The sequence below is a fragment of the Brevundimonas sp. genome, assembly GCF_046299535.1.
Taxonomy (GTDB): domain Bacteria; phylum Pseudomonadota; class Alphaproteobacteria; order Caulobacterales; family Caulobacteraceae; genus Brevundimonas.
This window is the reverse complement of record NZ_JBKBIB010000009.1, coordinates 1-20,856: the sequence shown is the minus strand read 5'-3', so window position 1 is coordinate 20,856 and position 20,856 is coordinate 1. Positions and strand designations below refer to the sequence as shown.

22 protein-coding genes are annotated in these 20,856 nt (G+C 67.7%); 11 read left to right on the top strand and 11 right to left on the bottom strand.

Annotated elements, in window-relative coordinates; genetic code table 11:
* Positions 1-54 precede the first annotated feature (54 nt).
* Positions 55-555 (top strand): hypothetical protein, encoded by a 501-nt coding sequence (locus ACK4FB_RS08675; RefSeq protein WP_409750648.1) that lies wholly within the window; start codon positions 55-57, stop codon positions 553-555.
* 9 nt (positions 556-564) lie between these two features.
* On the opposite strand, the gene ACK4FB_RS08670 is transcribed toward ACK4FB_RS08675, so the two are convergent.
* The 3 genes from ACK4FB_RS08670 to folK form a co-directional block, all read right to left on the bottom strand.
* Entirely contained in the window at positions 565-2,721 is a 2,157-nt protein-coding gene (locus ACK4FB_RS08670; RefSeq protein WP_409751108.1) for a RelA/SpoT family protein, read from the bottom strand.
* Between the two features lie 122 nt (positions 2,722-2,843).
* Complete coding sequence (rpoZ, locus tag ACK4FB_RS08665) at positions 2,844-3,203, bottom strand: DNA-directed RNA polymerase subunit omega (RefSeq protein WP_021698448.1); 360 nt, start codon at positions 3,201-3,203, stop codon at positions 2,844-2,846.
* A gap of 92 nt (positions 3,204-3,295) precedes the next feature.
* A complete protein-coding gene (gene folK / locus ACK4FB_RS08660; RefSeq protein ID WP_409750646.1) occupies positions 3,296-3,850 on the bottom strand; it encodes a 2-amino-4-hydroxy-6-hydroxymethyldihydropteridine diphosphokinase in 555 nt (184 codons plus the stop codon).
* Here folK and ACK4FB_RS08655 point away from each other — a divergent pair.
* From ACK4FB_RS08655 to ACK4FB_RS08645, 3 genes are all read left to right on the top strand, one after another.
* The gene (locus ACK4FB_RS08655; protein WP_409750643.1) at positions 3,849-4,388 is read left to right on the top strand and encodes an NYN domain-containing protein; all 540 of its coding nucleotides are present in this window, start codon (positions 3,849-3,851) and stop codon (positions 4,386-4,388) included. The two genes, folK and ACK4FB_RS08655, sit on opposite strands and share 2 nt — an antisense overlap.
* Entirely contained in the window at positions 4,385-5,032 is a 648-nt protein-coding gene (locus tag ACK4FB_RS08650) for a uracil-DNA glycosylase (protein WP_409750640.1), read from the top strand. The genes ACK4FB_RS08655 and ACK4FB_RS08650 overlap by 4 nt, the downstream gene beginning before the upstream one ends.
* Positions 5,033-5,095: 63 nt before the next feature.
* Positions 5,096-5,287, top strand: a complete 192-nt coding sequence (locus tag ACK4FB_RS08645; protein ID WP_409750637.1) for a hypothetical protein — start codon at positions 5,096-5,098, stop codon at positions 5,285-5,287.
* Between the two features lie 8 nt (positions 5,288-5,295).
* On the opposite strand, the gene smpB is transcribed toward ACK4FB_RS08645, so the two are convergent.
* Together smpB and dapA are read right to left on the bottom strand one after the other, a co-directional pair.
* Complete coding sequence (gene smpB / locus ACK4FB_RS08640) at positions 5,296-5,760, bottom strand: SsrA-binding protein SmpB (protein ID WP_409750635.1); 465 nt, start codon at positions 5,758-5,760, stop codon at positions 5,296-5,298.
* Positions 5,760-6,647, bottom strand: coding sequence for a 4-hydroxy-tetrahydrodipicolinate synthase (gene dapA, locus ACK4FB_RS08635; protein WP_409750632.1), 888 nt, complete (start codon positions 6,645-6,647; stop codon positions 5,760-5,762). Before dapA ends, smpB begins: the two co-directional genes overlap by 1 nt.
* A 110-nt stretch (positions 6,648-6,757) precedes the next feature.
* Here dapA and ACK4FB_RS08630 point away from each other — a divergent pair, with 110 nt between their 5' ends.
* Both ACK4FB_RS08630 and ACK4FB_RS08625 read left to right on the top strand, forming a co-directional pair.
* Positions 6,758-8,803: a transglycosylase SLT domain-containing protein gene (locus ACK4FB_RS08630; RefSeq protein ID WP_409750629.1), complete on the top strand. Its 2,046-nt coding sequence runs from the start codon at positions 6,758-6,760 to the stop codon at positions 8,801-8,803.
* Between the two features lie 150 nt (positions 8,804-8,953).
* Complete coding sequence (locus tag ACK4FB_RS08625) at positions 8,954-10,168, top strand: hypothetical protein (RefSeq protein WP_409750626.1); 1,215 nt, start codon at positions 8,954-8,956, stop codon at positions 10,166-10,168.
* Here ACK4FB_RS08625 and ACK4FB_RS08620 read toward each other — a convergent pair.
* Complete coding sequence (locus tag ACK4FB_RS08620) at positions 10,165-10,656, bottom strand: CC0125/CC1285 family lipoprotein (protein ID WP_409750623.1); 492 nt, start codon at positions 10,654-10,656, stop codon at positions 10,165-10,167. The two genes, ACK4FB_RS08625 and ACK4FB_RS08620, sit on opposite strands and share 4 nt — an antisense overlap.
* Before the next feature lie 78 nt (positions 10,657-10,734).
* On the opposite strand from ACK4FB_RS08620, the gene ACK4FB_RS08615 reads away from it, so the two are divergent.
* Positions 10,735-11,892 (top strand): bifunctional 2-C-methyl-D-erythritol 4-phosphate cytidylyltransferase/2-C-methyl-D-erythritol 2,4-cyclodiphosphate synthase, encoded by a 1,158-nt coding sequence (locus ACK4FB_RS08615; RefSeq protein WP_409750620.1) that lies wholly within the window; start codon positions 10,735-10,737, stop codon positions 11,890-11,892.
* Here the strand turns inward: ACK4FB_RS08615 and ACK4FB_RS08610 are convergent.
* A complete protein-coding gene (locus ACK4FB_RS08610; RefSeq protein WP_409750617.1) occupies positions 11,858-14,155 on the bottom strand; it encodes a spermidine synthase in 2,298 nt (765 codons plus the stop codon). The two genes, ACK4FB_RS08615 and ACK4FB_RS08610, sit on opposite strands and share 35 nt — an antisense overlap.
* Positions 14,156-14,303: 148 nt before the next feature.
* On the opposite strand from ACK4FB_RS08610, the gene ACK4FB_RS08605 reads away from it, so the two are divergent.
* Complete coding sequence (locus tag ACK4FB_RS08605; protein WP_409750614.1) at positions 14,304-14,795, top strand: CinA family protein; 492 nt, start codon at positions 14,304-14,306, stop codon at positions 14,793-14,795.
* On the opposite strand, the gene ACK4FB_RS08600 is transcribed toward ACK4FB_RS08605, so the two are convergent.
* Complete coding sequence (locus ACK4FB_RS08600) at positions 14,767-15,402, bottom strand: hypothetical protein (protein ID WP_409750611.1); 636 nt, start codon at positions 15,400-15,402, stop codon at positions 14,767-14,769. The genes ACK4FB_RS08605 and ACK4FB_RS08600 overlap by 29 nt on opposite strands.
* Here ACK4FB_RS08600 and ACK4FB_RS08595 point away from each other — a divergent pair.
* Positions 15,401-15,691 (top strand): sulfurtransferase TusA family protein, encoded by a 291-nt coding sequence (locus ACK4FB_RS08595; RefSeq protein ID WP_409750608.1) that lies wholly within the window; start codon positions 15,401-15,403, stop codon positions 15,689-15,691. The genes ACK4FB_RS08600 and ACK4FB_RS08595 overlap by 2 nt on opposite strands.
* Here ACK4FB_RS08595 and ACK4FB_RS08590 read toward each other — a convergent pair.
* Entirely contained in the window at positions 15,657-16,583 is a 927-nt protein-coding gene (locus tag ACK4FB_RS08590) for a YihY/virulence factor BrkB family protein (RefSeq protein WP_409750605.1), read from the bottom strand. The genes ACK4FB_RS08595 and ACK4FB_RS08590 overlap by 35 nt on opposite strands.
* A gap of 312 nt (positions 16,584-16,895) precedes the next feature.
* Between ACK4FB_RS08590 and ACK4FB_RS08585 the strand changes: the two genes are divergently transcribed.
* Positions 16,896-18,191, top strand: a complete 1,296-nt coding sequence (locus ACK4FB_RS08585) for a diguanylate cyclase domain-containing protein (protein ID WP_409751105.1) — start codon at positions 16,896-16,898, stop codon at positions 18,189-18,191.
* A gap of 35 nt (positions 18,192-18,226) precedes the next feature.
* On the opposite strand, the gene phhA is transcribed toward ACK4FB_RS08585, so the two are convergent.
* Positions 18,227-19,108 carry a phenylalanine 4-monooxygenase gene (gene phhA / locus ACK4FB_RS08580; RefSeq protein WP_409750602.1) on the bottom strand — a complete coding sequence of 294 codons (882 nt, stop codon included), beginning with the start codon at positions 19,106-19,108 and terminating at the stop codon, positions 18,227-18,229.
* 162 nt (positions 19,109-19,270) lie between these two features.
* A complete protein-coding gene (gene hspQ, locus ACK4FB_RS08575) occupies positions 19,271-19,576 on the bottom strand; it encodes a heat shock protein HspQ (protein ID WP_409750599.1) in 306 nt (101 codons plus the stop codon).
* Between the two features lie 119 nt (positions 19,577-19,695).
* Here hspQ and ACK4FB_RS08570 point away from each other — a divergent pair.
* Positions 19,696-20,856, top strand: a 1,161-nt coding sequence (locus ACK4FB_RS08570) for a Ppx/GppA phosphatase family protein (protein WP_409750596.1), incomplete at its 3' end; no start/stop codon positions are given.

Here is a 20,856-nt window from a genome sequence, read left to right as displayed (position 1 = left end):
TTGGAGAACGTCGCTATACAAAGCTGAGCGGCCAGAGCGTCTCAGGAGGACTGTATGTTCATTCCCAAATGGATGCTCGCCATCTTGCTGGTGGTTGTCCTTGCTCTGACGGGCTGGTCCGTGATGGTGGTCTCGGGTCGGAACCCCCTGCCCTTCCCCGATCCGGGTTCACGTATTTTCGTCGCCTCGTCCATCAGCGGCAAGGACGCCGTCGTCGACCTGCTCTCGCAACACGGCGTGGCTCAAAGGCTTCAGGCGGATTCCGGCGGGGTAAGCCGCACGATCATGATGGACGGCACCATCATCAACCATTCACCGCCCTCGGTAATGGAGCAGGTGGGATCAGCGCCCGCCTGCATCGGCCTGGTGGCCGACGATCCCGCCGCCGCGGCGGATGAAGCCGCCGGGTTTCTGCGTGAGCGCGGCTTCACGGCGGACGTGGTTGCGAACGTGGAGCCCGGCATGCCGGTGGTCTTCGTGCTGACCGACGCCCTTGCCGGCAGTTGCATCAACTTTCGCCGGCATGCGATCCACATGATGCGCCGGCCAGAGTAGACGCCGCACTCAGCCCCGCGCCCGTTCCACCGTGTCGACGCTGGGGTTGGCGCGCAGGGCGGCGATGATCTGGGTGGCGTGACGGGCGTCGGCCACTTCCACGTCGATCTCCATGTCGAAGAAGTCCTGCTGACGGTGGGTCATGTTGAGGTTCAGGATGTTGCCGCCCGCCTCGCCGATGACGGTGGCCACCTGACCAAGAACACCGGGCGCGTTGCGCATGGTGGCCACCAGACGGGTGGAGGCCACGGCGTCCTGCTCCGCCTGGGGCGTCCACTGCAGGTCGGTCCAGACTGTGTCGTCGTCGGCGAAATCCGCCAGGGTGTTGCAGTCGATGGTATGGACGGTCAGGCCCTTGTCCGGCTCGATGATCCCGACGATGCGGTCGCCCGGCACCGGCGAGCAGCAGGCGCCGAAATGGATGCTGACCCCGGGGCGCAGACCGCCCCCGCGCACATACAGGCGTGCATCCGAACCGCTTTCGATGCGCTTCTTTTCGACCGGCTCGGGGCCGGAGGCCTTGAGCTTGGGAAACAGGATGCCCGCAACCTTGCCGGCCTGGACCTGGCCGCGCCCGATCTGTTCGAACAGATCCTCGTCATGCTCCGTGGCGAGCGTCTCCAGCGCCGGTTTCAGCGAGACGTCCTTCAGCGCCTTGTCCATGCGACCCAGCGCCTGATCCAGCGCAGCGCGGCCCAGCTTCTGGAATTCCTCCCGCTCGGACAGGCGGATGTGGCGGCGGATCGCCGAGCGGGCGCGGCCGGTCACGGTCAGCGAGCGCCAGTCGGAAGGAATGTCGGGCTTGGCCCCGCGGATGATCTCCACCACGTCGCCGTTCTGGAGGGGCGTGCGCATGGGTTTCAACTCGCCGTTGATCTTCACCCCCACGGCGCTGTCGCCCACCTCGGTGTGGACGGCGTAGGCGAAGTCCAGCGCCATGGCCCCGCGCGGCAGGGTGATCAGCGAGCCCTTAGGCGTGAAGACGAAGACCTGATCCAGGTACATCTCCAGCTTGGCGTGCTCGACCCAGTCCTCGCCGCCCTCGCCGTGCTCGATGACCTGCACCAGATGGCGCAGGGTCAGCAGGGGATCCCGCCCCCCGCCCTCCTCCATGGCCTCGCGGTCGAAACCATAGGACTTGTTCTTGTAGCGCCAGTGGGCGGCCACGCCCTCCTCGGCCACGCGGTCCATGGCCTCGGTGCGGATCTGCATCTCGATACGCAGGCCCGACGGCCCGACCACCGTGGTGTGCAGGCTGCGGTAGTTGTTGGATTTGGGCGTGGAGATCAGGTCCTTGAACCGCTCCGGCACCATGGGCCAGGCCCGGTGAACCACCCCCAGCGCGCGGTAGCAGTCGTCCTCACTCTCCACCAGCACGCGAAAGCCATAGATGTCGGACAGGGCTGAAAAACCCAGCGCCTTGCGCTGCAGCTTGCGCCAGATGGAATAGGGCGTCTTTTCGCGACCGAAAACCCGGGCCTTGATGCCCGCCTCCTCCAGTACGGTCTGCACTTCCCGCGCCACACCCTGAACCGCCTTGCCGTGCTCGAGGCGAAGCGCTTCCAGCCGCCGCTCGATGGCGGTGCGGGCCGTCGGGTTCAGATGCTCGAACGCCAGTTCCTCCAGTTCCGAGGCGATGCGGTGGATGCCGATGGACCGGCCCAGCGGGGCGTAGACTTCCAGCGTCTCGCGACTGATCCGTTCGCGCTTCTCCGGCTTCACGAACTCCAGCGTGCGCATGTTGTGCAGCCGGTCAGCCAGCTTCACCAGCAACACCCGCACGTCCTTGGAAATGGCGAGGATGAATTTGCGCAGGTTCTCGGCCTGACGCGTGTGCTCGGCTTGCAGTTCCAGCCGCGACAGCTTGGTGACGCCTTCCACCAGGCCGGCCACCTCCTCGCCGAACATGGCGGCGATGTCGTCGCGGGTGGCGGAGGTGTCCTCCACCACGTCGTGCAGCAGGGCGGTGACGATGGTGGCGGTGTCCAGACGGAAGTCGGTCAGGATGCCGGCCACCTGGATGGGGTGAGCGAAATAGGGATCGCCCGAGGCCCGCATCTGCGAGCCGTGCATCTTCATCGCATAGACATAGGCCCGGTTCAGCAGACCCTCGTCGGCGGTGGGGTCATAGGCTTTGACCGCATCCACCAGCTCCAGCTGGCGCATGACGCGCGAACGGGCCGGGGCGGTTTGCGCCCCGGCCCGTTCAGAGCTTGCAGTATCCGGCCCCGGCGTGGACGCCTGGGACCGCGCCGGGGAAATGATCACTCCGTCGGCTGGCGCGGGTGTCAGTAGCGATCCTCCTGGCCGCCGTCGCGGTCGCTTTGCAGGGCGCGGATCAGCTCCTGCTCGGCCATGTTCATGTGCTGGGGCTCGGCCAGCAGGGCGACGGTTTCGGCCTCATCCTCGGCTTCAGTGCGCTCGTCCACGCGCTGCAGCGTGGTGATGAGGTTTTCCTGCAGATCGTCCGGCACCACGGTGTCGTCGGCCAGCTCGCGCAACGCCACGACCGGGTTCTTGTCGTTGTCACGATCGATGGTCAGGGCGGCGCCGTTCGAGATGCCGCGCGCGCGGTGACCGGCCAGCAGGACCAGGCCAAAGCGGTTCGGAACCTTCTCGATGCAGTCTTCGACGGTGACGCGGGCCATGAATATCCTCGGAGGGGCTTGGGGAGAACAGGCGAAAATAGAGGGTTCCGCATGGCAAATCAATGGCGCGTGACGAGCGGAATGCCGCAGCGTCAGCCGATCCGCCGAGCGTCGGCGCCCACGGTACAGGTTTTCGCCAGCGCCCTCGCCGTCTTCGCCGCCGTGGGATGCACCCAATCTGGCGCGATCTCCGCCATCGGACCCATCACGAACAGGCGTTCGGCCGCCCGGGGGTGGGGCAGGATCAGGCCGTCCAGATCGCCGGACAGTCGGCCATAGGCGATCAGGTCCAGGTCCAGGGTGCGCGGGGCGTTGAGCCGGTTCCGCTCTCGCCCGAACGCCTCCTCGATCCGCCCCAGCGTGGCCATCAGGGCGTGAGGGTCACGGGCGGTGGAGACGACGGCAACCCCGTTGACGAAGGGCGGGTCGGCGGGATCAGGCCAGGCAGCCGAGCGCCACCACGACGACAGGGCCAGAACATCGATGCCCTCGGCCCGGAAACGCGCGACCGCAGCCTCCAGCACATCCACGCACGATGGCCAGACCCCCTTGTCATTCGAGCCCAGTGCGATCACCACTGCATCCTCGCCGCCGACGCGCACTTCACGGTCGGTGGAAGGACCCATATTTTCCGGATTCTCAGCCATGCATTTCTATCCGACGGATCGCATCGCGCTATTTATCGACGGCGCCAACCTGTATTCAGCAGCCAAATCGCTGAACGTGGATCTGGACTTCCGGAAACTGGTCGAGTTTTTCCGGTCAAAGGGCGTTCTGGTTCGCGCCTACTATTACACAGCCATTGTGGAGGGCGAAGAATATTCGCCCATACGGCCTCTGGTGGACTGGCTGGACTATAACGGCTTCACCATGGTGACCAAACCGGTCAAGCGATATACGGACTCCGCCGGCCACACGCGCACCAAGGGCAACATGGACGTCGAGATCGCCGTCGACATGCTTACCCTCGCGCCGAGCATCGATCATGCGGTGCTGTTCTCCGGCGACGGCGACTTTCGTCGGCTGGTGGAAGCGGTGCAGGACAAGGGCGTACGGGTCAGCGTCATCTCCACCCTCAAGAGCCAGCCGCCCCAGGCTGCCGACGAACTGCGCCGCGCAGCCGACCAGTTCGTGGACCTGAACGACCTGCTGGACGTTTTCGGACGCCCGAGCCGCGAGGCATGAAGGCTCTGATCCCGGAGCCGCCCGCCAAATGCCCGCTATGTCCCCGCCTGGTCGAGTACCGGGCCGAAAACGAGGCGGCCCATCCCGACTGGTTCAATGGCGCGGCGCCCTCTTTCGGCGACCCTGAGGCGCGCCTTCTGGTGGTCGGGTTGGCCCCGGGGCGAACAGGGGCCAACCGTACGGGTCGTCCCTTCACCGGTGATCACGCCGGCTGGCTGTTGTATGATACCCTGCTGAAGACCGGCTTTGCGCGCGGCCGCTATGACGCCCGGCCCGACGACGGGCTGGAACTGGTGGACTGCATGATCACCAACGCCGTCCGTTGCGCCCCCCCCGGCAACAAGCCCCTGCCCATCGAGGAAAAGACCTGCCGCCCGTTTCTGATCGATCGGCTGAACGCCCTGCCCCGCCTCAAGGTCATCGTGACCCTGGGCGATGTCTCACGGCGCAATGTCCTGAAGACCCTGGGCCTGCCCGCATCCGCAGCGCCCGCCGGCCACGGCGTTGAGGCGGATCTGGGTCCCTACCGCCTGATCAACAGCTATCACTGCTCCCGCCTGAACACGAACACGGGACGCCTGACCCCGGCCATGTTCGAGGATGTGTTCAAAAGGGCACGGGAGGCGCTTGGCGTCACGACCTGAAGGTGACGCCGGGAACGCGAATCGTGCGTTCTCCGTTGATGTCCCGCTGAGGGAGCAACGGATATGATCGGCAATCAAAGAACTTTCACCCGCAAGGAAAAGCGCGTCGCCCTGACCGCCCTTGCCGTGGCCGTCGTGGTCGTCGCGGCGATCACGCTGATGAACCCGCGACCGTATCTGGGCGCGTATGAGAGCACTGTTGGATTCGACGCGCCGTCCGGCGTGATGGACGCCCGCCCAATCGGCGCGGGCTGATTCCCCGGTCAGCCCTTGTCGCGCAGCAGGCGCGCCTTGTCCCGCTGCCAGTCGCGCTCGGCGACCGCTTCGCGCTTGTCGTGGTTCTTCTTGCCCTTGGCCAGGGCGATCTCCAGCTTGGCCTTGCCCTTTTCGTTCAGGTACAGCCGCACCGGAATGATGGTCCGGCCCTCGCGCTGGACCGCGCCGATCAGCTTGTCGATCTGCTTCCTGTGCAGCAGCAGCTTCCGGTGACGGCGCGGCTCGTGGTTGAACCGGTTGGCCTGCTTGTAGGGCGGGATGTCGGCGTTGATCAGCACGATCTCGCGTCCCTCAACCGCCGCATAGGACTCCGCGATGTTGGCGCGGCCGTCGCGCAGCGCCTTGATCTCGGTCCCCAGCAGGGCGATGCCCGCCTCCATGTGGTCCTCGAGGAAATAGTCGAAGCGCGCGCGCCGGTTCTCGGCGATGGTCCTGGTGGGGCTCTCCGCCATCAGATCAGCCCCGCAGTGCGCATGGCCTCGTCGATGGCCGGCTTGACCGCATCATTGCAGGGAACCAGTGGCAGCCGCAGTTCCTCGCCGCAAAGGCCCAGCCGCGCCAGGGCGTATTTGGCCGGCGCCGGGGATGAGTCCAGGAACAGGGCGCGGTGCAGGGCGATCAGGCGGTCCTGCCACAGGCGCGCACTTTCCAGATCGCCGCTGATGACGGCGTCATACAGGGCCACCATGCCTTCGGGGGCCACATTCGCCGTCACGGAGATCACCCCGTGACCGCCATGGGCCATGTAGCCGAGCCAGCTGGGATCATCTCCCGAAATCAGCGCGAAACCATCCATGAACGGGGTCGCGCGCATGCGGCTGATCCGCCCCATGTCGCCGGTCGCGTCCTTGATGCCGACGATGTTTGGATGGCTGGCCAGACGCTCCACGGTTTCGTTAGCCAGATCCACGCCGGTGCGGCCCGGCACGTTGTAAAGCAGCGCCGGCAGTTGCACCGCCTCGGCCACGGCGTGGAAATGCCGGAACAGCCCTTCCTGACTGGGGCGGTTGTAATAGGGCGTCACGATCAGGGCGCCGTCCGCGCCGACCGCCTTGGCGTGACGGGCCAGATCGATGGCCTTGTCGGTAGCCGAGGCCCCCGCTCCGGCGATGACGCGCACCCGCCCGGCGGCCACGTTCACGCACAGTTCAACCACCCTGTGATGTTCTTCGGCATGAAGAGTCGCACTCTCGCCCGTTGTCCCCATGGGAACCAGCCCATGGACGCCGGCGGCGATCTGACGCTCCACCAGGGCGGTGAAGGCGGGCTCGTCCACCTTTCCGTCACGAAGAGGTGTGATCAGGGCGGTGATGACGCCCTTGAACAGGGAAGCAGTCATGTCGGATAGCAGTCCAGGCGTGAAAATGAGGCGGCGAGCGCCTTGATGGACAACGGGAATAGGTCGCCACGGCGGCCGCCGCAACACTGATGATGGGACCAGGACTTATCATGTTCGTACAGCTGATCGCAGCCATTCTCGCCTCCGGCATGGCGCAGCCCGTGCCTTATGAGCAGGTGGCGAGCCAGCCGGCGGTCGCCCGGACCTATCAGGGCGCCGCCTCCATCAGCGCGGCGGACATGGCCCTGTTCCGCGAGGGACTGGCCGCCGCCCGGGCCCGTGACGTGATCCGCACCCAGGACATTGCAGCGCGCATCGGCGACCCGGTGGCGCGCAAGCTGGTGGAGTGGGCCCTGATCGACACAGCGGGCGACCAGCTCAGTTACGCCGCCCTCGCCGCCGCAAACGCCGGCATGGCCGACTGGCCCCGCTACGACACCCGCCGCGCCCACGGCGAAGTGGCGCTGGAACGTGCGGGCATACCCGCCGAGGGGGTCCTGTCTTTCTTTGGGCAGAGCCAGCCCGCCACCGTTCAGGGCGCCCTGGCGCTGGCCGGAGCCCTGGAACAGTCGGGGCGCGCCGAAGAAGCCCGCACCCTGGTCCGGACCTGGTGGCGCGACCAGTCCTTCGAGGCCCCGGAGCAGCAGCGCATGCTGGACCGCTTCGGCCGCTACCTGACCCAGGACGACCACGACACGCGTCTCTCCATGCTGCTGCTGGGGCCGCACGGCCCGGCCACCAACCAGATGGTCAATCTGGCCTCGCCCGAGCGGCGCGCAATCGCCAACGCCCACATGACTCTGCGCAGCGCCTATGCGCCGGACACGGTCGTCGCCGGCCTGCCCATGAGCCATGCCCAGGACCCCGGCATTGTGCTGGAGCGGGTTCGCCTCCTGAGGTCCCAGAGCCGACAGTCCGAGGCCTACGCCCTGCTGCAGTACCTGCCGCCCGCCCCCACCCACACCTCAGGCCAGAACACCCTGTGGACCGAGCGGCGCAACTATTTCCTGGACGCCCTTCAGGTCCGCAACTGGCAAGCCGCCTACAACTCTATGGCTGGCCATGGTTTTCAGCGAGGCGAGCGCGCCGTTGACGCCGAGTTCTTCGCCGGCTGGGTCGCCCTGACCCGCCTGAATGATCCGACGACCGCAGCGCGCCACTTCGAGGCCCTGCGCCAGATGTCGTCCACCCCGATCACCCAGGGGCGCGCCTTGTACTGGCTCGGCCGGGCGGCCGAGGCGGCGGGCGACACGGCAGGCGCCCAAAACTGGTACGCCCAGGGGGCGCAGCACATTCAGAGCTTCTACGGCCAGCTGGCTGCGGAAAAGGCGGGCCAGACCACCATCACCCTGCCCGGCGACCCCGACCCCACCGACGCCGACCGCGCGCGGTTCGAAGCGCTGGAGCTGGTGCGCGCCGCACGCATCGTGGCCGAGGCGGGTGAAGGCGGCCTGTTCAACACCTTCGTCTACCAGGCCGATGACATCGTCGATGGCCCCATGGAACTGGCCCAGCTGATCGACATGTCGCGCGGCTACGGCGAGTGGTTCACCTCCATGATGATCGGCCGCGCCGCCAGCCAGCGCGGCTTCCTGCTGCCCGAGCGCCAGTATCCGATCCAGATTCCCACCGCCGTGCCGGGCGCCGCCCCCATCGAGTTCACCCTGGCCATCACCCGCCAGGAAAGCAGCTTCGATCCCCGCGCCCGCTCCCATGCCGACGCACGCGGCATGATGCAGTTCCTGCCCGCCACCGCCTCGGGCGTGGCCCGCCGCATGGGTCTGCCCTACAGCCCCGAGCGCCTGTGGGAGGCGGACTACAACATGCAGCTGGGCAGCTACCACCTGCAGGAACTGGCCGACCGGTTCGGCGGGTCGTGGCTGTTGTCCACCGTCGGCTACAACGCCGGTCCCGCCCGCCCGGATCAATGGACCGCCCGCTGCGGCGATCCCCGAGGCGGCGCGACCCACCCGCCGGATTTTATCGAGTGCGTCCCCTTCACCGAAACCCGCAACTACATGATGCGGGTGATGGAGAACGTGCAGATCTACCGCGCCCGCCTCAACGGCGGCACGGCTGAACTGCGCCTGTCCGAGGATCTGGCGCGCGGAACCGGCTATCGCTCCGGCCCCCAGCCGTATCAGCCGGGCCAGTAGGCCCGCGGCGGCTTGCATAAAGTTCACTTGCCCGCCGCACGCCGGGCGATAGGGTTAACGCGGGTTCGCGCCTGAGGCGAAGCCCCGTGGCCGCGCGGGCGGTTTCAGCATAGAACCCGGTGAGCGAACAGGGTTTGGGGGGATTCAGTCATGTCGCAACAGGAGCCGATCGCGCCCGCCGCGCCGCCGCCGGAACCGGCGACCGGGCCCGTGGAGCATCCCCTGTCGCAGGCGGCGCCGGTGATGAGCGCCGCGACAGCCCCCCCGCCGCCGGGAGCCGAGGACCGACCCGACCGCGAGGCCCCTGCCCCCGTGCGTGATCCGAACGCCCAGCGCACCCGCTCGCGCGACGGCATCGACCGACCGATCCAGGAAAGCGAGTATTTCTCCAACGATCCCGCCGCCATCCAGCACATCTCGGATCACATCGACGAGTATTTCAACCAGCCCCTGGATATCTTTCCCTTCTGGGAGAGCGAGGGAAAGCCAGACCGCTTCCACGTCCTGTTTCATCGCCAGATTCAGGAACGTTTCCCGGTGGAGTCCGACATGCGCGGCCGCATCCACCGCTACGGACGTTCGGTCTTCAGGCGTTTGTGCACCCACGTCGCCATCAAGCGGATGAACCAGGCCCTCGCCCTGATCGCCTTCACCCTGCTGGCCACGCTGGGGCCGACATGGTTTGCGGACTGGACCGGCACGGTCATGGGCGGGGTCATCATGGCCGGCGGCGCCATGGCCGTGACCGTGGGCCTGTACTGGGGCGTGAGCTACATCCTGTTCACTCAGTACCGGTTCCGGCTGGAGAACGACTCCTACGAACTGTCGCGCGAGATCGTCCAGCGCACGCGGGAATTGCAGAACCTGTTCACCAACGCCCGGGCCGTGGCCGACCAGGCCGAGACCCAGTTCCAGACCGACGGCAAGGGCTGGGGCCAGCGCGCCCTGTACCTGACCCGCCTGACCATGTGGCTGGGCGCGCGGATGGAGTATCTGGAGAAGTTCGTCCAGATGGAGCTGTGGCGGGTGCGGCGCGAGCGTTACTGGATGCGCTGGTTCAGCCGTTTCATGACGCCGCTGGTGTTCCTGCTGTGGCTCTGGCTGTTCGCGATGCAGGCCGTACTCGGCGTCAACGAGGTGGAATTCCGTGTTCTGCAGGTCCTGGCCGTCGTGCTGGGCGCCGGCGTGTCATGGATGTCCTATTTCCTGTGGCAAACCCCGGTGGGTGCCATCCAGGACAAGCTGGGGATCGAGGGCTGGGTCCGGTACGCCTCGCTGGACGTGGACAACGCCGTGGCCGATCAGGTGCGACGCGACAAGGAACGCCTGGTGGAGTACCGCAACCTCACCCGCGGACGAATCTAGAACCGGGCGCCGAGACTGTCGCGCACGCTTCGGGCGTCATAGACCTCGGGGCGATCCGGGCGCGGGCCGTCGCCGGTGCGTATCTCCAGCACCGTCGAGGTGGGCTGGTCGCCCGAGATGTTCAGACCCAGGCCGACGCCGACGCCGGACGTGCGATAACCGCCATAGCTGCCGGATCCGGCGCCGATGGAGACGTTGGGCCGGACGCCGCCCTGGCCCGCCCGTCCGTCAATCCAGCGCTGGGTCACCTCAAACCACTCGTCGCCGTTCTGGATCGTCAGTTCGGCGGCGCGCAGCAGGGCGTAGTCCGCCACCGGACCGGGATCGCCGACTCCGCGATAGGTGACCCGCCAGCGGTCGCTTTCGATGCGTTGCTCCGAATAGCCCTGGCCCGAGCCGCCCATCTGCGGCCCATACGGCGACAGGCTGGCACAGGCGGCCACCAGCAAGGCGGCGGCGGACGCGACGATGACAAACGGACGGATCATGGCGGACTCCCTCTTTCAGAGCAGAAAGCGAACGACGTGATCGATTGTTCCGACCCGCTTTTGCTCTAGAAGACCGCCATGTCTTTTTCAGCAATCGTGGTGGCGGCGGGTTCGGGTTCGCGCGCAGGCGGGGCCAAGCAATGGCGCCCGCTCGGCGGTCGGTCCCTGCTGGCCTGGTCGGTGAGCGCGCTGGTGGACGCGGGCGCCGATGAGGTGGTGGTGGTGGCTCCTGCCGGCGGCGAAAAGCAGACCGCCGAGGCCCTGACCGGCCTGTCCGGCTGGCGCACCGTGGCGGGCGGGGCCACGCGGGCGGAGTCGGTCCAGGCCGGACTGGCCGCCCTGTCCGCGCCGGACGATGCGCCGGTGCTGATCCACGACGCGGCGCGGCCTTTCCTGACGAGCGAACACATTATCCGCCTGCTCGACGCGCTGAAGGATGCGGACGCCGCCCTGCTGGCCCTGCCCGTACCCGACACCCTGAAGCGGCAAGGCGTCGACGGCCTCGTCGCCGGGACCGAACCGCGCGACGGCCTGTGGCGGGCCCAGACACCGCAAGCCGTGCGCCTGAAGACCTTCAGGGACGCGTGGGCTGTCTGGCCGACCGATGAAACCCCAACCGACGACGCGGCTGTGGTGGAACGCGCGGGCGGGACCGTGCGGCTGGTCCCCGGCGATCCGCGCCTGATGAAGCTGACCTATCCGGAGGATTTCGCCCTGGCTGAACAGATGATCGCGCGCGAGACCCGCATCGGACAGGGCTACGACGTGCACCGCTGGGGACCCGGCGACACGGCCTGGCTGTGCGGCGTGGCCATACCCCATGATCAGGCCCTGGTCGGCCATTCGGACGCCGACGCCGGGCTGCACGCCCTGACCGACGCCATCCTCGGCGCCATGGGCGACGGCGACATCGGCGATCATTTCCCGCCCAGCGATCCCCGGTGGAAGGGCGCGGCGTCCGATCAGTTCCTGATCCACGCGCTGGAGCGCATGCGCGCGCGCGGCGGCCGGGTGGTGAATGTGGACGTCACGCTGATCTGCGAGCAGCCCAAGATCAAGCCGCACCGCCTGGCCATGCGCGAACGGCTGGCGGCCCTGCTGGACGTTCCGCTGGACGCCGTCAGCGTCAAGGCCACCACCAGCGAGGGTCTGGGCTTCACCGGCCGTCAGGAAGGCCTGGCCGCCCAAGCGGTGGTCTCGATCACCCTCCCCGCGAGAACCGCATCTCCCGCATGATGGCTCCGACCACGTTCACATAGTCGTCGGTCCACGCTCTTACGTCGTTCGGCGCGATAACCCGCCAGCGCGGGTCGTCGGCGAACAGGGCCATGCCGTCTTCTGTGGGCGACAGGATCAGGACTTCGGTGGACGCCTCGGCCATGACCGGCAGGCCTTCGCGCTCGATGAATATCTGATGCCGGTCAAAGGCGCCCAGCTGCCGCGCAGCGTTGACCGTGGGCATGGCCAGTTCCAGATGGCGGTTGGACAGGTGCAGGACCACCACCCCGTCGTCCTTCACCACCCGAAGATACTCGGCGATAGCCTCGCGGGTCAGCAGGTGCGTCGGAATGGCGTCGGACGAGAAGGCGTCCACCAGCAGCAGGTCAAAGCGGTTGTCCGGCTCGCGCGCCAGGGTCAGGCGAGCATCGCCCAGAACGGTGGTCACCGGGCCCTGGGCGCAGTCGCTGATATAGGTGAACCACCGGGGATCGCGCGCGACCCGATCCACCATGGGATCGATCTCGAAGAAGGTCATGTCATCAGAGGTGCGGCGATAGCCCGCCATGGCGCCCGCCCCCAGACCGATCACCCCGATGGAAGCCGCCGGGCGGTCGTGCTGGACGGCGTCGGCCACCTGACCGATGGGCGTGGAGGGCGCGTAGTACAGGGACGGCTGGCACGCCTCCACCAGATCGCGCGCCTGGGCTCCGTGCAGGGTGGTGCCATGCATCATCATGTGCACCGGACCGCCCATGCCGGGGTCATTGAACTCCGCCACCCGCATGACCCCGAAAAAGCTGCGCTCGGTGTAGCGGAAGTCATACCGCTCGGCCACATGGTGGGCCGACAGACTGATCATGATCAACGCAGCCGTGAACAGCAGAGCCCGATCACGGATCAGGAAGGCGCAGATGCCGGCCGCGAGGAACGCCAGCCGCGAGCTGGACAGCGCCGTCTCCCATCCCACCACGGCCAGCAATTCGGGATTGTTCCTGAGCGCGGCGTACAACAGGGGCGGACCCGCTGTCAGAGGCGCGATTGCGAGCAGAAGCGCCCACTGCGACCGGCCGAACGGGCCCTGCCCCCACGGGCGCAACAGAGCCGTCAGGACCAGCACCAGCGGATACTCCCGCACCACGTCGAACACCACCGGCGCGATCAGGGCGCTGAAAATTCCGCCCAGCACCCCGCCCAGCGACAGCAGCAGATAGAACTCGGTCAGCCGGTCCGGCGGCGGCCGCCGCGCCGCCAGAATCTGGTGGCACATCAGGGCGGTGAAGAAGAAAGCCGCGATGTGGACCAGGAACATGAAGGCCCACTCGCCGCTCTGGAACGGCATCATGCCGATCATCGCCGCGACCAGGGCCGCCTGCACCAGAAAGGTCACCGGCATGGGAATCCACGGCCGCGCCTGGAAGGCGATGACGAAGGTCAGCAGATACAGCGCCAGCGGGATGACCCACAGGAACGGCGCCGAGGCCACATCCGTGGACAGGTGCGCGGTCACCCCCAGCATCAGGCTGGACGGCGCCGCGGCCAGGAGCACCCACAACCCTCGCGCGCGCCATGAGATCGGCGAGGTGGCGGCCAGCGGCGCCGCCCCGCCCGCCTGCCCGCGCCGTTTCCACACGGCGAACAGCAGGAGCACCACGAGCGCGGCGAACAGGCCGTATCCCAGGCTCCACCCGATCCGCTGTCCCGACAGCGTCAGGAACGGCTCGATCAACACCGGATAGGACAACAGGGCGAGGAAGCTGCCCAGATTGCTCGCGGCGTAAAGCACATAGGGATTCTTGCCGTCCGGCTCGTTGACGCGGACCCGCGCGTACCACGCCTGCATCAGGGGCGCGGTGGCTGACAGCACCGCGAACGGCGCGCCGATGGACACGGCCAGCGTCAGCAGCAACCAGGTGATGGGCGCGCCGGGGTCCGGCTCGCCAAGCAGTCCGCTCACCTGCAGGGGCAGAAACAGGGCCGCGATGGCCAGAAGCGCCAGATGCACCACCACCTGCGCCTGCAGGGACCGGATACGTTGCAGCAGGTGGGCGTAGGCGTAGCCCGCCAGCAACGCGCCCTGGAAGAACACCATCGAGGTGTTCCATACCGCCGGCGATCCCCCCAGCGACGGCAGGATCAACTTGGTGACCATCGGCTGGACCACGAACACCAGAGCGGCGCTCATGAAGACGGTCAGGCCGAACAACACCGGGATCACCGGGTCGTTCAGCTGGCGCAGGCCCGTGCGAATGGGTTCGGCCTCGGTCGTGTTGTCAGTCATGACGTCCCTTGCTGGCGTCCTGGAGCCTGATCGGTTGAGGCGGAATCGCATCGAGATTCAACCGCTGCCGTGAATAAGGCTTTCGCTTGAACAGGAAACGGGGCGTCTTGTCCCACGTTACAACGACTCGACAGCTGACGAGACCGCCATGTTTCCCGCCGACATCGAACCTCTTGCCAAGACCATCACCGACCGCGCCGCCGACGCCGGGATCATGCTGGCCACGGCCGAAAGCTGCACCGCGGGCCTGCTGGTGGCCGCCCTGACCACCGTGTCCGGCTCGGCCAAGGCGGTGGACCGGGGCTTCGTCACCTATTCCAACGACGCCAAGCACCAGATGCTGGGCGTGGACATGAAGCTGATCGACCTGCACGGCGCGGTGTCCCGTTCGGTCGCCGAGGCCATGGCGAAAGGGGCGTTGAAGGCTTCGGGCGCCGGACTGGCCGCCTCGGTCACCGGCATCGCGGGCCCCACGGGGGGCACGGCGGAAAAGCCGGTCGGACTGGTCCATTTCGCGGTCGCCCGTCAGGATGGTCGGCTGATCCACCGCGAGGAACGCTTCGGCGACATCGGCCGCGACAGCGTGCGACTGGAATCCGTCCGAACCGCGCTCAGGATGATGGCGGAGATGCTGGCGTAGCGGGCGTCCCCACCGTGCCGCCGACCCCAGGCAGCACCGCCAGCTGATAGTCCGGCGTGGGCGCGAACCAGCTGGCGGCCTGACGCGCCGGCGTGAGGCTCAGCACCTGATACAGCGGCCGCTGGCGCCCGTCCGGATGGAGTTCCAGGATGACGCCCTCCGCAGTCGCGCACACCGATCCCGCCCGCCCCATATAGCCGGAATAGCGGAACCGCTGGCAGGGCCGTCCGGCGATGTTCGACGCCCCGACACGGGTCATCCGCGCCGCGCCGCGCTCGATCACCAGCAGGTCCAGCGGCAGGGGCGACATCTGCTCCTCACGCGGCAAGGGAAAGACGAAGGCCACCCGCCCCTGCCCGCCTGCGGTCATGACGGTCAGGGAGCCCCGCACCCGATCGGCGATATAGGCCTGGACCAGGCCGCCTTGCGCCACCTCAATGCGCCGACGCAGGCCCGACTGCCGGATCTCCACCGGCGTCGCGAACCCGGCCACCCAGACCCGGGCATGATAGTCCGGCGTCACGCGCGGCGTCTGGGCCTGACCGGGCGCGGCCAGGGCGAACAGGGCGATCAGCATCGCCGGCAAACTGGACGAGAGACGCACCATGCGTCACACCCTGCCCGGATTCGTCCCTTGCGGAGAGCCCGTGGTCAGTCCTGTCCCCATCATCGTCGACGCGCGCGGCCACCGCTGTCCTGTGCCCAGCCTGCGGCTGCGCAAGGCGCTGGAGATCGCGGCTCCGGGCGCGCGCCTGGTCCTGCTGGCCACCGACCCCATGGCGCGCATCGACGTCCCGCACCTGATGGAGGAGCTGGACGGCCGGGTGATCGAGGTGCGCGAGGAGGCCGGCTGGCTCGCCATCACGGTTGAGCGCGGCGCCGACTCTGAAGGCTGACCACGCGGGCGTCCGTGTCCACCTCGGGCGCGTCTTCGGTCGGCGGCTCGTCCCTGCGGCGCAGGACCATCTCCATCTCGGTGACGAAGCCCCCGCCGTAGAAGATGGCGTTCACGTTCCACGACAACCAGATCAGCAACACCACCACAGCGCCGACCGAGCCATAGGTCGCGCCCAGCTCCACGATCTGCTCCACATAGACCACGCAAAGCCACGACACGGTTGCGGACAGGGCGGTGGCCACCGCCCCGCCGGCTATGGCGGCGCGCCAAGCGACCCGGCTCGAGTGCACCATGGCGTAGCGGTAAAGACAGGTCAGGCCGATGAACAGGCCGGCCGTGGACCACACCCCGTCCAGCCACAGCGAGCTTCCCGTCTCCGAGGCGTGGCTCAGGATGCGAGAGGTCACCACAGCCCCCGAGACGACGGTGAACAGGGTGAAGGCCAGGATCGCCACCACCAGGGCCAGAAGATTGAAGCGGAAGAAACCGTGCGGATCCGGCTCGTCATGGATCAGGTTCAGCCCGGCCAGCAGGGCCTTGAAACCCCGGTGGGCCGCGTAGGCGCCGATGACCAGGGCGATGGCGCTCTGGGTCGAGATGGACCGGGCCGACAGACCCGTCATGCGTTCGACCTCGTTGACGAAGATGCCCCTGGCTGCGGCGGGCAACATTTCGGCCAGGGCTGCGGCCTGTTCGGTCGCCTGTCCGCTGGACAGGATGATCTTGTAAAAGCCGATCAGGATGGCGATGGCCGGAAACACGGCCAGTAGCGCGAAGAACGAAACGCCGCCCGTATAGAGCATGACGTCCCGTCCCCAGCTACGCTTGAAGGCGCGGCCCGCCAGCCGCCCCCAGAAGGCCAGCGAGGTGAAGTCCACCGATTGGTTCAAGCGTACTCCCCCGCGTCACGGTTAACTGGGTCTAGCACCTGATCGGTTGAGATGGAATCGCTTCGCGATTCCATCGATGCCGTGACTCAGGCCCCAGAATTGAGCGGGAGCCTGAGTCACGCTTCAGTCGGAACCGCTGCGCGCTTCCGTCCGAAACGATCAGGCTCCGCGCAGATCGCGGCGGTGGATAAGTGTCTTGGGGCCCGATGTCCAATCCCGCCCCCCCGTTGCATGGCGGGAGCGGCTCGCTATGGTCCGCCAAATGTCAGGGGGACGCGGCCGAATCCGGTGCGCGTGACGGAGATTCTGAGTTTGGGACCCGATCCGCGCGTACTGGTCGTGGCGGCCGACGACGATCTGGCCGGGCCGCTCTGCGCCGGACTGGACGCCCTTGGCTGGCGCACCCTCACGGCCCGCACCCTGGACGGCGGCGCGGCGGCTCTGGAGGACATGGTTTTCGAGGCGGCGCTGATCGCCGACGCGGGAGCGGAGGCCGCAGCCCTGCTGAAAGCCCGCGCCCTGCCCCGCATCCTGCCGGTTCTGGCCCTGTCGAAACCGGGATGTGATGCGCCCGGCGCCGATCTGGTCATGACAGGCCCGCCTCACCCGGCCCAATTGGCTCTGCGGCTCGAACAACTGGTTCGTGGCGCGGTGGCCGAGGAAGAGTTCGCCTTGCGACAGGCGACCTTCAGGGCCCGGGGCGTGACCCTGGATACGCCCGGTCCGTCTTCCAGGCCTCTGCGTGTGCTGGCGGCGGGAGTGGCTGATCGCCGCTTTCTGGCCCTGTCCAACGCCCTTTCGGCCCGGGGCGCCGAAGCGGTTGCGGCCCCCACCCCCTACACGGCCTTCGACTATCTGCATGAAAGCCCTTTCGACGCGGCGGTCCTGTGGGGCGGCGAGGACCACGCCCCGGCCCTGTCCATCGCCGCGGGCATGAAGCGCAACACACGCCTGTTCCACATTCCGCTGGTGCTTTATCTGCGCCATGTCACCGACCTCAATCTGTCGGAGCTCTACAACCGGGGCTTCGCGGACGTCGCCTCCCCCGACACCCCGGAAGACGAAACCGCCGCACGGATCGTTGCGCTGGCGCGTGATTTCCGCCGCCAGAAATCCATCCGCAAGGCGCTGGAGGCCGCGCGCGGCTCCGGCCTGATGGACGCCGACACCGGCCTGTTCACTCGTGACCTGTTCGCCGCCCACCTGGCGCGCGTCGCCGAGGGGGCCCGGGAGCGCGGCCGTCCCCTGTCGGTCTGCGTTCTGCGGGTGGTCTATGGCCGCGAGGTCGCCATGGCCCGCCAGGGCGGCTGGCTGGATCGCGCCATGCCCCAGATCGGCGCCATGGTCTCGCGTCTGGTGCGCGCCGAGGACACCGCAGCGCGCCTCGCGCCCGAAGTCTTCGCCCTGGCCCTGCCCGCCACCCGCGGCGCCGCAGCCCGCCTCACCGCCGAGCGCATCGCAGCGGTCATCGGCTGCACGGCCTTTGACGCCGGACCGGAACGCCCGCCCTTCGTGGTGGAGTTCGAGGTCGGCTCGGCCGAACTTGAGCCTGGCGAAAGCCCGGCCTCATTGCTGGAACGCGCCTCGGCCGCCGTGGGCGCAGCGTAAGGCGAGTCTCCCTCCCCGATCGGGGAGGGAGACATTCAGCCCTCCCTGGCGAATCGGCCGCCCGAAGCCGCGTACGCCTGAGTGCCCAGCGTATGAACCTTGTCCGTCGGCAGGACAGCATCGATCGCGATGTCCGGGGCGCCCTTCAGCCGATCATAGACCGGGCCGAAATCGCGCAAGGTGACCCCGCGCAACTCTTCAATGGATGGAATGACGAAATAGACCTGCTGGAAGTCGTCAATGCGGTACAGCGTCCGCATCACCCGCTCCAGATCGAAGCCCAGTCGATTGGGCGACGGGTCCTCAAGGCTGAACTGGCTCTCCGTGGACGAGGACACGATGCCGGCGCCGTAGATGCGCAGGCCCTCCGGTGTCTCCATCAGGCCGAATTCCACCGTGTACCAGTACAGCCGCGCCAGATTGGGCAGCATCCCCAGCCTGGCCGCCCGCTGCCCGCCCTTGCCGTAGGCTTCCATATAGTCGGCGAAGGTCGGGTCCGTCAGCATCGGCACGTGGCCGAATACATCGTGAAAGATGTCCGGCTCCTGCAGGTAGTCCAGCTGGTCGGGCTTGCGGATGAACTGGCCGGACGGAAAGCGGCGGTTGGCCAGGTGGTCGAAGAACACCTCGTCCGGCACCAGCCCCGGCACGCACACCACGGTCCAGCCGGTCAGGCCTTCGAGAGTGGCGTTCATCTCGCGGAAGTCGGGGATGCCCGACCCGTGAAGATCCAGAGCGTCCAGCCCCTTCAGGAAAACGTCCGCCGCCCGCCCGGGCAGGATCTTCATCTGGCGCTCGTACAGCGTCACCCAGGTCTGATGCTCGACGTCTGTGTAGTCCTCCCAGGCCTGGGGAATGGTCCAGTCCTCGGCCGCGCCCTCGGGCGGGGTTTCATGGACGTGCGTGAAATCAGACATGCAGCCTCCTCATGGAGCCTGACCGGCTGGCGCCAGATCGCTTCGCGGTCCCGCCGACGCCGTTCATCAGGCTCATGCATCAATCTGAACCGGACGCCGGAAGGGGATTCCGGTTCAGCGGGACGAATCTAGTCCGTCCCGGGTCATGAAGGAATACGTGGCTCAGTGGATCGGTTGCGAACGCGGCGCGTAGCGGCCCTGGCGATCCGTTGTGAACCACTGGGCCTGTTCGGCGGCGCTCGGCAGCTTTCCGTCGCGCTCGGCCATCAGCGCGTCTTCGGGCACATAGGCGATGAACCCGCCCTCCTCGCCATAGGCGAACACCTGATAGAAGGGCTGGTCCGCTCGTGGATCGTCAAAGGACACGGCGCATACGGCGTCCACGTCCACAACCATGCCTTCCAGGGGCTGGTCACGGTGACGAACGATCTGGCCGAGGCCGAAACGGGCTGTGCGCTGAATGATCATCCCCCCAGGGTACGCCGCGGCCAATGAGCGGGATGCCCGCCGCCTCGTTCATCTTTGTGACAGGAAGCGCTTGGCGAGCCCGCCCGGATGCGCCTAACCTTGCGGCGAACGGGCCGCCCATGCGCGCCCATGAAAGGTTGGCCATGCCAGAGGCGGATGGCGCGCGCGCTGAGCGCGGCGCCCGGTCCCCTTCGGGTCGCGAGGCGCCGCTGTACGCCGCGCTGGATCTGGGGACCAACAATTGCAGGCTGCTGATCGCGCGCCCGTCGCGCGACGGCTTCCGTGTGGTGGATTCCTTTTCCCGCATTGTCCGGTTGGGCGAAGGGCTCTCGCGCACCGGCAACCTCGCTTCCGACGCCATGGACCGGGCCTACGAGGCTCTTGCCGTCTGCGCCGAGCGGATCACCCGGCGCGGAGTCGACACCCGGCGAGTACGGGCGGTCGCCACCCAGGCCTGTCGCTCGGCCGACAATGGCGCGAGCTTCCTCAGGCGCGTCGGAGACGGCACAGGCCTGGACCTGCGCATCATTCCCCCCGAGGAGGAGGCGCGTCTGTCGGTGCAGGGCTGCCTGAACCTGTTTGATCCCCGGGCGAGAGCCGTGGTGGTCGTGGATGTGGGGGGCGGATCCACCGAGGTCTCATGGTTGCAACGCGTCGGTGAGAACGGCGAGGGCCGGTTTGAGACGGTCAGCTGGATGTCCGCGCCGCTGGGGGTCGTCACCCTGGCCGAACGGCATCCCGAGCCCGACCCGCCCACGGCCCGGTGGTACGATGACATGGTCGAGGATATGCACGCGCGCCTTGCTGCCCATGAGGGCGCATCTTCTCTGCGCGCCCTGTTCGACTCGGGCGAAGCGCATCTGATCGGCACCTCGGGCGCCATCACAAGCCTGGCTGGAGTCCATCTGGGGCTGGCCCGCTATGACCGCAGCCTCGTCGACGGTCTTTGGATGACCCGCGAGGAATGCACCCGCGCGGCGGATCGGCTCAAGGCGCTCGGCCCCCAGGGCCGCGCCGCGGAAGCCTGCATTGGCGCGCAGCGGGCCGATCTGGTCCTCGCGGGCGCCGCCATCCTCGAGGCTGTCCAGCGCGCCTGGCCGTGTGAGCGGGTCCGGGTGGCCGATCGCGGTCTGCGCGAGGAGGGACGCCTGCGCGTGCTCGGAGATCTCGGCGCGCGCTTCGGCCTCGATCGCGGTCGCGAACAGATGAAAGCTGTGGAGGCCGCGCGACTGTGCGAGCGGGCGAGCCTGGGCCGCGAGCTCCGCCGCCGCGCGCACGTC